Raw genomic sequence first — 11,647 nt, forward strand, 5'->3', positions numbered from 1 at the left:
CATTGTGATCCGCATGACCATGGACGAGTTGGCCGCGATCGTCGGCGAGGCTCATGTGCTGGCCGGCGAGGCGATTCCCGAGGACTACGGCCACGACGAGTCGCTGGACCTCGCGCCGGTGCGTCCCGCGTACGTCGTCAAGCCGTCCTCCGCCGCGGAGGTCGCCGACGTGCTCAAGCTGGCGACCGCGACGCGTACGCCCGTGACCGCGCGCGGCTCCGGCAGCGGCCTGTCCGGCGCGGCGATCCCCCGCGCCGAAGGCATCGTGGTGTCCTTCGAGCGGATGGACGCGATCGTCGAGATCGACACCGCCAACCACGTCGCGGTGGTGCAGCCCGGCGTGACGCTGGCGGCGCTGGACGAGGCGACCGCGGCCGTCGGTCTGGCCTATCAGGTGCATCCTGGCGAGTTGTCCGGCAGCCTCGGTGGCAACGTCAACACCAACGCCGGCGGGATGAGCGCCGTACGGTATGGCGTCACCCGCCACCACGTGCTCGGCGTCGAGGCCGTGCTGCCGACCGGCGAGATCGTCCGCAGCGGCGGCAAGGTGGTCAAGGTCAGCACCGGTTACGACCTGACGCAGCTGATCACCGGCTCGGAAGGCACCTTGGCGCTGGTCACCGAGGCGACGCTGAAGTTGTCGCCGCGGCTGACCCAGGCCACCACCGTCCTCGCGCCTTTCGCGACCCTTGACGAGGTGACGCGTGCCGTGCCGCAGGTGGTCGCCTCCGGCATCGGCCCGTCGATCCTGGAATACATCGACATGCTGACCATGGCGGCGATCACGTACAACGCCGACCTCTCGCTCGGCATCCCCGACTCGGTACGCGACTCGTCGCAGGCTTATTTGGTCGTGTCGCTGGAAAACCGGTCCTCCGAGCGGTTGGAGGAGGACGTCGAGGCGCTTGGCTCGCATCTGCTGGAGTTGGGCGCCGTCGACATTTACGTGCTGCCGGGACCGGCCGCGCGCAAGCTCATCGAAGCGCGCGAAAAGGCTTTCTGGACGGCAAAAGCGGCCAACGCGCACTGCATCATCGACACCGTCGTGCCGCGCGCGTCGATCGCCGAGTTTCTGGCCAGGGCCCGGTCGGTGGCCGAGGAACACGGGTCGTACGTCCTCGGCTGCGGTCACGCCGGCGACGGCAACGTGCACCTGGCGCTCTTCCAGCCGGACGCGGAGGCACGATATCGTACGCTGAAGGCGCTGTTCTCGGCCGGAATGGCCGTCGGCGGCTCGATCTCCGGTGAGCACGGGATCGGTCAGGAGAAGAAGAAGTATTTCCTGGAGCTGGAGGATCCGGCCAAAATCGCGTTGATGCGGCGGATCAAGGCCGCTTTCGACCCCAACGGCATCCTGAACCCCGACGTACTCTTCGCGGAAGGCGACGCATGAACGGCGCACAGGCACTGATCCGTACGCTCGTCGACTCCGGAGTCGACGTCTGCTTCTCCAACCCCGGCACGTCCGAGATGCATTTCGTGGCCGCGCTGGACTCGGTGCCGGACATGCGCGGCGTACTGGCGCTTTTCGAAGGTGTGGCGACCGGCGCCGCCGACGGCTACGCGCGGATGGCGGACCGGCCGGCCGGCGTGCTGCTGCACCTGGGACCCGGTCTCGGCAACGGTTTCGCCAACCTGCACAACGCACGCCGCGCCTCGACGCCGATCGTCAACATCGTCGGCGACCACGCTCTGACGCACAAACGCTATGACGCGCCGCTCGAATCCGACATCGACGCGGTCGCCTCGGCGGTTTCGGCGTGGCAGCGGCGAAGCGAGAAGACCGCGGATGTCGGCCGCGACGCCGCCGACGCGGTCTCGGCCGCCTGCTCGCCACCAGGTGGCGTCGCGACGCTGATCCTGCCTGCCGACGTTTCCTGGTCTGACGGTGGAAAACCGGCGACACCGGTGCCGGCCGCGGAGCGTACGCCGGTGGCCGAGGAAGCCATCCTCGATGCCGTCAACGCCCTGACGTCCGGCGAAAAGACCGTGCTGTTGCTCGGCGGTGTCGGCACCCGCGAGGAGTCTTTGCTCGCCGCCAGCCGCATTTCGGCCGCCACCGGCGCGACCGTCTTCGTCGAGACCTTCCCGGCTCGGCTCACCCGCGGCGCCGGCCTGCCGACCATCGAGCGGCTCGGTTACCTGGCCGAGCAGGTCGCGTACCAGTTGCAGGACACCGAAAACCTCATCCTGGCCGGTGCGCGGTCACCGGTGTCTTTCTTTGCGTATCCCGGCAAACCCAGTGATCTGGTGCCGGACGGCTGTGCCGTACACACGCTGGCCGGTTCCAGTGAGGACGTGGCCGGCGCGTTGAGCCGCCTCGCCGACGCGGTCGCCAAGGACACCGAGCCCGTACGCGCATCGCCGTCGCGACCCGCTTTGCCCAGTGGCGACTTGACGCCGCAAAACTGGCCGGACGTGATCGGCGCGCTGCTGCCGGAAAACGCGATCATCGTTGACGAAGCCAACACTTCCGGCGTACTGCTGCCGGCCGCGACCGCCGGCGCTCCGCGGCACGACATCTTGACGTTGACCGGTGGCGCGATCGGCTATGGCCTGCCGGTCGCCACCGGCGCCGCCGTCGCCTGCCCTTCTCGGCCGGTGCTGTGCTTGGAAGCCGACGGCAGCGCGATGTACACGATCTCCGCACTTTGGTCGCATGCACGGGAAAACCTGGACGTCACGACGATCATCCTGAACAACTCGGCGTACGCGATCCTGCGGATGGAGCTGCAACGAGTCGGCGCCGAGGCCGGCGGGCCGCGAGCCAAGGAGCTGCTGGACCTGTCCCGGCCGGATCTGGATTTTGTGTCTATTTCCGAGGGAATGGGGGTGCCGGCCGTACGCGCTGCGACGGCTGAGGAGCTGGCGGAGGGGTTGCGTCGGGCCTTTTTGGAGCCGGGGCCGCATTTGATCGAGGCGATTGTGCCGGCGCTGATTCCGTGAGTTGGAGGGGTACGGGTTGTTGCGGTGGGTGAGTGGTTGCGGCGCCGATTGTTGCGGCGGGGAGGTGGTTGCGTTTTCTGTCTGTTGCGTGGGTGGGTGGTTGGTGGGTTTTCGCCTGCGCGGCGGGCGCTCCTGCGCGGAGGGCGACCTCAAGGGAGGGGGCGCGGGAACGCCAATCGGTGTGCATGGGGGTGCGGGCGGTGGTTTGCGGGCGGGGCTGGGTTTTCCGGGCTTGCTCGTTCTCCCCGTCGGCATGGACGCCATCACAGCGTCCAGGGTGGTGCTGGTGTGACTGCTGTGGCTGATAATGCAGGTGGGGCGACCTGGCTGCGTAATACTTTGTTTAACAAGACATCAAAACGGACGTTTTGCCGACCGGCAGTCACAACAGCATTATCAGCCTCAGTAGTCACACCCGTCACAGCCTCCGGTGATCGCGGCGGCGTGAAAGCCTTGTTTCTTGCGTCCAACGCAAGAAACAAGGCTTTCACGCCATCCACGACCCTCACGAGCCGGACATTTAGCGCTCCACACGCCTCCGCATCCCACATATTGGACCTTCACGCCACCCACCCAACCGCACACGCGGCACCCAACCGGGCCAACAACGAAACCCCGCGCCCCTCCCCTTGAGGTCGCCCTCCGCGCAGGAGCTCCCGCCGCGAAGGCGCACAACCCGCAAACGCAACAAAAATGAAGAGCCCGCCCCCTCTCAACGCAACAATCAGAAACCGCAACCACTTTCGCAACGCAATAGCCAGAAACCCCAACCGCACAACCAAAACCGCTACTCGATCGGCCCACCGCGACGCCAGTACCCCAGAAATGTGACCTGCTGCTTGTCCAGCTTCCGCTCCCGTACGAGATGCCGCCGCAGCGCTGTCACGGTGCTCGACTCGCCGGCGAGCCACGCGTATGGCCGGCCGTTTGGGAACGAGGCCTCGGTGACGGCTCGGCGCAGGGACAGGCCGACGCCGTCGCCGGCGCCGTGGCGGGGCAGCCAGGTGACGGACACGTCGCCGCGGGTGGCCAGGGGTTGCACGTCGGCCTCCTCCGGCACCTCGACGAAGACCATCGCCTTCTCGTCGGGGCCGAAGGACTCAAGGATGCCGGAGATGGCCGGCAGCGCGGTCTCGTCGCCGACGATCAGCCGCCAGTCGGAGTCGGCGACCGGACGGTATTCGTAGCCGACGGTCGGCGGTACGGCGGCGTTGGGGCCGCAGATGACCACGCGGTCGCCGGCACGCGCCCGGCCGGCCCAGCTCGATGCGGGGCCGGTGTCGCCGTGCAGCACGAAGTCCACGTCGACCTCGCCGGCCTCCGGACGGTGGTTGCGGATCGTGTACGTGCGCATCGGCGGACGTACGGCCGCCGGCATGGCCCGATAACGCTGATACCAGTCGCTGCCGGTCGGCACTTCCGGAGCATCCTGGCCAGGCAACGGAAAGAACAGCTTGATGCGGTGGTCGATGCCGACCGTCGTGAAACCGTCGAGGTCGCCGCCGAAGGTGATCCGCGCCATGTGCGGCGTGACGACCTGGCGGTCGACGACGTGCGCCGAGAACATCCGGTACGCGTCGGCGGTCGGGCTCGGCGCAGCGACGCCGCTGTCGGCCATGGTCCCCCCACATCTGTCTGGTGCTGCTCACACCATACAGGAAGGTAAGCCTTACCTTCACCCGGACAAGCATCACAACCTCATTTAGACCAGTGGCCTCCCAAGCCGTACGGTTGATCCAGCACGTACGGCCGTCCGTCGATGGCCGGCTGGACAACTGGTCTATCCATAATTGCCAAACCTCTGGTGTGTGGGATGACCGGTCACGGATGGTGTGTGCACGTCCGGCGGGAAAGAGAGGGTCACCGATGGCCACTGCGGCACCCGGCAAGATCGCCGAGATCCGGGCCCGGCTGCTGGACCTGATCGACCAGCAGCCCGAAGGCACCATCCTGCCGTCCGAGCGCGAGCTCGCGGCGCGCTGGCAGGTCGCCAGGATGACGCTGCGCCGCGCGATGGACGAGCTTGTGTTGCAGGACCTGTTGGTACGCCGGCAGGGCAGCGGCACCTTCACCTCGCGGCCGAAGATCAGCCGCCGGCTGGCGATGACCTCGTTCACCGAGGAAATGCTGCGACGCGGGATGAAACCGGCCAGCCGTACGCTCGAGCTGCGGCGCCACCGCGCCGACCGCGCGCGCAGCCGGCAGCTGCGCATCCCGCTCGGCGATCCGGTGGTCGAGTTCGTCCGGCTGCGGCTGGCCGACGACGCGCCGATGGCAGTGGAGCGTACGACCGTGCCGGAGCGCTATGTGCCCGGGCTGACCGCCGACGATCTCAACGGATCGTGGTATGAGCTGTTGGCCAACCGCTACGGCGTCGAGATCGCCAGCGGCACCTGTCACCTGGAGCCGGCGATGCCGGACCAGAAGACCGCCGAGCGGCTGCAGATCCCGGTGACCCAGCCGTGCCTGGCGATCCGCGGCATGAGCCTGGACGTACGCGGCCGGGTGATGGAGAGCTGCATCGCCATGTATCGCGGCGACCGCTATTCCATCACCGCCGAGCTGCGGCCGCCGCGGCCGTCCACCGTACGCGGCGCCATCGGCTAGTTTTTCGCACCACCACAGGCATTGTGACGTCCACTTCGTGCTGCGCGGCAACGCGGCAAAAGAACTGAAGGGCTAAAGGATTCGATGAGCGATCCGAGCTGGGTGGCCGTCGACGGGGGCCAGTCCGGGCTCCGGCTGGCGGCCGGTCCCGAACCGCACAGCGGCACCGGGCCGGGTTTCAGCTACCACAGCGGAGATCCCGTCGCAGCCATCGCCTCCGCCGTACGCACCGCCGCCACGCACGCCGGCCTGACCGGACCGGTCGAGGTGGCCTGCCTCGGCCTGACCGGATATCCGGCCAAGGCCGAGGACCGCAGGCGGCTGGCCGCGGTCGTCGCGTCCACATTGGACGCGACCGAGGTGCGGCTGTGCGAGGACATGGTCACCGCGCACGCCGGCGCGCTGCCCAACGGCACCGGCCTGGTGGTGGCGGCCGGCAGCGGAGTCGTCTGCCTCGGCATGGATTCGGCCGGCGAAACCTACAAAATCGACGGCTCCGGCTATCTGCTCGGCGACGTCGGCAGCGGCTTTGCCATCGGTCGCGGCGGACTGCGCGCCGTGCTCGCCGCGATGGACGGCCGCGGCCGCGCCACGAAGTTGACCGGTGTCGCCGAACAGATCTATGGCGATGTCCGTACGCTCGCGCAGCGACTTTATGTTTCGCCGTCACTGGTTTCCGACGTCGGCCGGTTCGCCACCGAGGTGTTCGCCGCGGCGGCCGACGGCGACCGGGTCGCGGCGGCCATCGTCGCCGACGCGGCCGCCGGCCTCGCGCACACGATCGCGACCGGCGTACGCCGCGTGTCCGGCGACGATCCGATCACGGTGGCCTACACCGGCGGCCTTTTCTCCGCCGGTCCGGCCTTGCTCGACCCGATCCGGCGCCGGCTCGCCGAGACCGTGCCACAGGCCGATTTCGTACCGGCCGCCGGCACTCCGTTGGATGGCGCCAAAAAACTGGCGCGAGGACCACTGGGGACGTACGAGAAGGTCGTCAGCGTCTATCGGCCGGACCGCTCCGTACCGGTGTCCACAGTGGACAGCCTTCCGTTTCCGGCCGGTTCCCTGCTGGTCTCCTGCCAGGCACGGCCGGACAATCCGTTGCACGGCCCCACCCCGATGTCGCTGATGGCCGCGGCCGCCGCGGCCGGTGGAGCACTCGGCATCCGCGCCGACGGACCGGCCGACATCGCCGCGATCCGGTCCACTGTGGACCTGCCGATCATCGGCATCAACAAGGTCGGCGATCCCGGCGGCGTCTACATCACGCCGACGATCGAAGCCGCCACGGCGGTCGTGGAAGCCGGCGCCACCATGGTGGCCATCGACGGCACGATGCGGCCACGTCCGGACGGCGGCACGCTGGCCGAACTTATCGCGCGGATCAAGAGCGATCTCGGTGTGCCGGTGATGGCCGACGTGGACGATGTCGAGGCCGGTCTGGCGGCCCGCGCCGCCGGTGCCGACATCGTCGCGACGACTTTGTCCGGCTACACCGGCGGTCCGGTGCCGGACGGACCGGATGTCGACCTGGTCGGCGCGCTGGTCGACCGGCTCGACTGCCCGGTGCTGGCCGAAGGCCGCTATCGCACTCCTGAGCACGTACGCGCGGCGATCTCGGCCGGAGCGTACGCGGTCATCGTGGGGACGGCGGTCACCAATCCGATGGCGATTACCAGCCTACTTCTGAAGGCGACACGATGATTTCCGTTGGACACGGTGCGGTTTCTCTGGACGTCCCGCTTGGAACGCCAATGGGAGGCTACGCGGCGCGGACCGGTCCGAGCACCGGCACGATGGACGGCCTCGAGCTGCACGCGGTCAGTTTTTCGGTGGCAGAGCGGCGATTTCTCTGGCTGGTTGGCGACCTTCCGGCCGTCAACACCGATCTCGCCGATGCCGTCGCGGCCCGGTTGTCCACTTTGCCGGGCGTCGCACCGGAACTCGTGTGGCTCGGCGCCACGCACACGCACTCCGGTCCGGAGACCGGTTGCCAGCCCGGCGGTGGCGCGACTCCGTCACCGCTGCTGTCTTCCTTGGTGGAAGCCGCGTTCGACGCTGCGGCGGCCGCCATCGAGGCCGAAGAGGATGGTTCGCTGACCGTCCACAGTGGACAGCTGGACGGTGTGGCCGGACAACGCAGTGGTGTCTCGCCCCGGCAGTCCGTGCCAGTTACGGCACTGGCTTTCCGGCTTCCCGACGGACATTTACGCGGCCTGCTGGCGATCCTGCCGGTGCATCCGACGGTTCTCGGCGCCGACAACCGACTGCTGAGCGCCGATCTGGCCGGCTCGGTGCGTCGCGCGCTGACCACTGACTGGGCCATGGTCGCCACCGGTGCCGCCGGCGACGTCAGCACCCGTCCACATCGCCACGAGCAGACGCAGGCCGAGTTGGCGCGCCTCGGTTCGGTGGCCGCGGCACAGATCCTGGACCTCGTCGACACTCCGTCGTCCACATTGGACATCGGTGACGCGCGCGGTTCGCGTACGCCCGACTTCGCCCTGCCGTCCCGGGTCGCCGAGGACGGTCCCGATCTCGCGGCAATCCGGTCGCGCTTCGACGCCGTACGCTCCTCCGGTGACGCGGTCGCCATCCGGGAGGCGGAAACCGCCGTACAGGGTGCCGAGCTGTCCGCGAAAGCGCGGACCGCCGACCCGCGGCTGGCGATCAGCGCCGTACGCCTCGGACCGCTGCGGCTGGTCGGCTTCGGCGGCGAACCGTATCTGGCGCTGGAAAAACAGCTCGCCGACGCGTTGAGCGGACCGGTGGCGCTGGTCGGCTACACGCAGGGATATCTGGGCTATCTGCCGACCCGCGACGCGTACGACACCGATGTCTACGAGGTCAACATCTCACCGGTCGCGGCCGGCGCGGCCGAGCTCGCGGTCGCCGAGGCCGTACGCCTGGCTCGACAACTGGATTAGGGTCTGTTTCGAAGTCCCGCGCGCGTTTCGGTCAGCTGTGCGAGATCTCGGTGGATGCCTATCCGGCCGGCCTGCCGGGACTGAACGCCATCGTGGCCGCGCTCGGCAACTCCTGCGATGCCGAGCAGGCCGCGATCGACACGCTCGGAGCCGGACGATCCGCAACCTACCGGCGATTCCTGGCCGAGCGAGTCACCGCGGTCGGCCGCTGGCTGCGGACGGCCGGACGCAGGACCAGGTGGATCGAACCGGCCGTACGCGGCACTTTCCGCGATCCGGAACCACATCGACTGGCCGCGGTCGTGGACAGCGGGCTGGCCGAGGCAGGACGGCGAGACTATCCGGTGCTGATGCGCGCTCTGTTCGGCACCGACCGCGGACCGGCTTTTGCCAGCCTCCGCGCGGTTTTCTCGGACACTCAACTGCTGGAAGCGGTGAAAACGTTCCGCGACACCGGTGAACGACCGTTGCTCTCATGGGCTGTGCGTCAGGCCGGAGAGGTGCCGGCGCGGCTCGAGGAAGCGATGCGATGACCAGGAGATGGGACTGTGGATATCGGCACCGGCTGCGCCAGGCCGTACGCACCGTGCCGTTCTATCGCGAGCTGTGGCAGCCTGGCGGCGGTGACGACCACACCGTACCGGTGGCCACATTGGACGGTGAGGAGTTTCGGCTCTGTCCGTTCGTACGTCCGTGGCGCGCGAGCCGCGAACCGTCGCTGTGGTCCGGCGATCCGATCGTGCTGCGTGCTGTTTCGAAACCTAGGGCTCGACCGGGCGTACGCGGTCACCGAACTGCTGCCACAGCTGCGCGTTGTGCGCGTCGCCTTCTGGCACGTTGTTGGACACCATGACCGGTGGGCGTACGCCTTTTTCCAGCAACCGTCCGCAAACCTCGGTGACGATCATCTGCACGATCACCGCTCCTGCGATGGTCGACATCGGAGCCGTCGCCGCGCCATCCGGCAGCGCGACAGAAGCGTCGCCGTAGAAACCGCAGTTGTCGATCACCACGTCGGCCAGCTCGAAGAGCCGTTTGCCACTGGGGTGGCGCGAGGTTATCCGCCGGCTGTGCTCCAGCGAGGTGATCGCGACGACCTTGTGGCCGCGAGCTCGGGCCAACGCGGCCATCTCGACGATGACGCCGTTTCCGCCGGACTGCGAGGCGATCACGAAGATGTCCCGCGGATCCACTTCGGCCAAGCCGAGAATCCGCTCGGCGAGCGAGGGATCGCGCTCGCACAACGGATCCAGGATCTCCTTCGGGTTGGTGTCCCCGAACATCACCAGGTCCTTGACCGCGAGCATGTTGACCGGCAACAGGCCACCGGCCCGGCCGGTGAACTCCTGCGCGAGTGACCTGGAGTGGCCAGTGCCAAATGCCTGGACGATCGCGCCGCCGGCGATCGCCGTGGCGATCAGCTCGGCGGCTTGCTCGACGGCCGGCCCCTGGGTCGAGGTGACCCGGTCGACCACAGAGACAGCCTGCTCGGCACAGGTCTTCCAGCTCGCCGTGGGGTGGGTCACATCGCCTCCGTGCCGTCGGATTCCTCGACCCTGACCGTATGCGCGCAGGCGTCGCTTGAGAAGCGATTGCGCGGTTTCGACCAGACCACTGTGGACAGTGGAACCGTTCTCAGCAGCAACAACATGAACCTGTCTGCCGACAATGGTCTAAGAAATCAAATAACTTCGCATAACCACAGAAAGGTGATGAATAGCGAATAACGATTGACCGTACCGCTGATGCAACTTCCTTGCATCTACCAGATAATGGAGAGGCGTACCGACCGACCAAGAGAGGGTGGCGATGGCTGCCATTTCCAGCCGCTTCCGGCTGACCCCCGGCGAGTGGCGCAGTGCCGCCGGCATGCTGACCACCATCGCGATCCTGCACATCGCCGGTTGGGGGACGCTGCTGCTGCTCGTCGTGCCAGGCGGTTATCACGTCGGCAGCGGGATTTTCGGCGTCGCGCTCGGTGTCACCGCGTACACGCTCGGCATGCGGCACGCCTTCGACGCCGACCACATCGCGGCGATCGACAACACCACGCGAAAGCTGATGGCGGACGGGAAACGGCCGATGTCGGTCGGTTTCTGGTTTTCGCTCGGCCATTCCAGCATCGTCTTCATCCTGTGCGTGCTGCTCGCCTTCGGCATCCAGGTCGCCGGCCAGCTCAGCAACGACAGCTCGGCACTGCACCAGGTCACCGGCCTCATCGGCACGTTGGTCTCCGGTGTTTTCCTGATGGTGCTGGGAATTATCAACCTGGTCGTGCTGATCGGCATCGTCCAGGTCTTCCGCCGGATGCGGACCGGCTCCTACTCCGAGGCAGAGCTCGAAGACCACCTGAACAACCGCGGCTTCATGAACCGGATCCTGCGCGGTGCCACCAAAGCGGTGACCAAGCCGTGGCAGATGTATCCGGTCGGGCTGTTGTTCGGCCTCGGCTTCGACACCGCGACCGAGATCGGCCTGCTGGTGCTGGCCGGTGGCGCTGCAGCTTCTTCGCTGCCGTGGTACGCGATTCTGACGCTGCCGGTGCTGTTCGCGGCTGGCATGTCGTTGCTGGACAGCATCGACGGCTCGTTCATGAACTTCGCGTACGGCTGGGCCTTCGCCAAGCCGGTGCGCAAGGTCTACTACAACATCACCGTCACCGGCCTGTCCGTCGTGGTCGCGGTGGTGATCGGTGGCATCGAGCTTATCGGCCTGCTGGCGGACAAACTCGGCATCACCACCGGTCCGCTGGCGTGGATCGGCGGTCTGGACCTGAATTACGTCGGATTCATCGTCGTCGGCATTTTCGTCCTGACCTGGATCGTCGCGCTCGCGGTGTGGCGATTCGGCCGTATCGAGGACCGCTGGAGCCTCAACGTCGACGACTAGGGTGTCCCGAGTCCGAAATTCGTTGCTTAGCTCGGGGATCCAGACGCCGTCTGGGCGCCGAGATAAGTGACGAATTTCTGACTCGGGACACTAGCGTTAAACGTGAGTTCAACCTGTGGTCGGGGTTGGGTGGCGCGCCCCGACATTGAGCCTGGCCTGGCGAGCAGTCACAACAGCATTACTGGCCTCAGCAGTCACACCCACCACAAAGGGCTGACGATCACGCAGGCGTGAAAGCCTTGCTTCACGCATCTGGCGCCAGTAACTCGACATTCACG

The 11,647-nt window shown here is 67.3% G+C and carries 9 protein-coding genes; 7 read left to right on the plus strand and 2 right to left on the minus strand.

Translation table 11 applies throughout. The features are described 5' to 3' along the window. Window positions 1–19: 19 nt before the first annotated feature. Window positions 20–1,393 carry an FAD-binding oxidoreductase gene (locus GNX95_RS28795; protein ID WP_222854167.1) on the plus strand — a complete coding sequence of 458 codons (1,374 nt, stop codon included), beginning with the start codon at window positions 20–22 and terminating at the stop codon, window positions 1,391–1,393. Further along, window positions 1,390–2,946 (plus strand): acetolactate synthase large subunit, encoded by a 1,557-nt coding sequence (locus GNX95_RS28800; RefSeq protein ID WP_163510765.1) that lies wholly within the window; start codon window positions 1,390–1,392, stop codon window positions 2,944–2,946. Before GNX95_RS28795 ends, GNX95_RS28800 begins: the two co-directional genes overlap by 4 nt. A 787-nt stretch (window positions 2,947–3,733) precedes the next feature. Here the strand turns inward: GNX95_RS28800 and GNX95_RS28805 are convergent. Continuing rightward, the gene (locus tag GNX95_RS28805; protein WP_163510766.1) at window positions 3,734–4,564 is read right to left on the minus strand and encodes a siderophore-interacting protein; all 831 of its coding nucleotides are present in this window, start codon (window positions 4,562–4,564) and stop codon (window positions 3,734–3,736) included. A gap of 248 nt (window positions 4,565–4,812) precedes the next feature. On the opposite strand from GNX95_RS28805, the gene GNX95_RS28810 reads away from it, so the two are divergent. From GNX95_RS28810 to GNX95_RS28825, 4 genes are all read left to right on the plus strand, one after another. Further along, window positions 4,813–5,553 carry a GntR family transcriptional regulator gene (locus GNX95_RS28810; protein ID WP_163510767.1) on the plus strand — a complete coding sequence of 247 codons (741 nt, stop codon included), beginning with the start codon at window positions 4,813–4,815 and terminating at the stop codon, window positions 5,551–5,553. Between the two features lie 84 nt (window positions 5,554–5,637). Then, window positions 5,638–7,257: a putative N-acetylmannosamine-6-phosphate 2-epimerase gene (locus GNX95_RS28815; protein WP_163510768.1), complete on the plus strand. Its 1,620-nt coding sequence runs from the start codon at window positions 5,638–5,640 to the stop codon at window positions 7,255–7,257. A gap of 50 nt (window positions 7,258–7,307) precedes the next feature. Continuing rightward, window positions 7,308–8,480 (plus strand): hypothetical protein, encoded by a 1,173-nt coding sequence (locus GNX95_RS28820; protein WP_163510769.1) that lies wholly within the window; start codon window positions 7,308–7,310, stop codon window positions 8,478–8,480. 50 nt (window positions 8,481–8,530) lie between these two features. Beyond that, window positions 8,531–9,013, plus strand: coding sequence for a hypothetical protein (locus GNX95_RS28825; RefSeq protein WP_163510770.1), 483 nt, complete (start codon window positions 8,531–8,533; stop codon window positions 9,011–9,013). A gap of 228 nt (window positions 9,014–9,241) precedes the next feature. On the opposite strand, the gene GNX95_RS28830 is transcribed toward GNX95_RS28825, so the two are convergent. Continuing rightward, window positions 9,242–10,006, minus strand: a complete 765-nt coding sequence (locus GNX95_RS28830; RefSeq protein WP_163510771.1) for a sugar isomerase domain-containing protein — start codon at window positions 10,004–10,006, stop codon at window positions 9,242–9,244. A 283-nt stretch (window positions 10,007–10,289) separates the two neighbouring features. Here GNX95_RS28830 and nicT point away from each other — a divergent pair, with 283 nt between their 5' ends. Continuing rightward, window positions 10,290–11,369, plus strand: coding sequence for a Nickel transporter NicT (nicT, locus tag GNX95_RS28835; RefSeq protein ID WP_222854014.1), 1,080 nt, complete (start codon window positions 10,290–10,292; stop codon window positions 11,367–11,369). The last annotated feature ends 278 nt before the right edge of the window (window positions 11,370–11,647 follow it).

This window comes from Fodinicola acaciae (genome assembly GCF_010993745.1).
Lineage (GTDB): Bacteria > Actinomycetota > Actinomycetes > Mycobacteriales > HKI-0501 > Fodinicola > Fodinicola acaciae.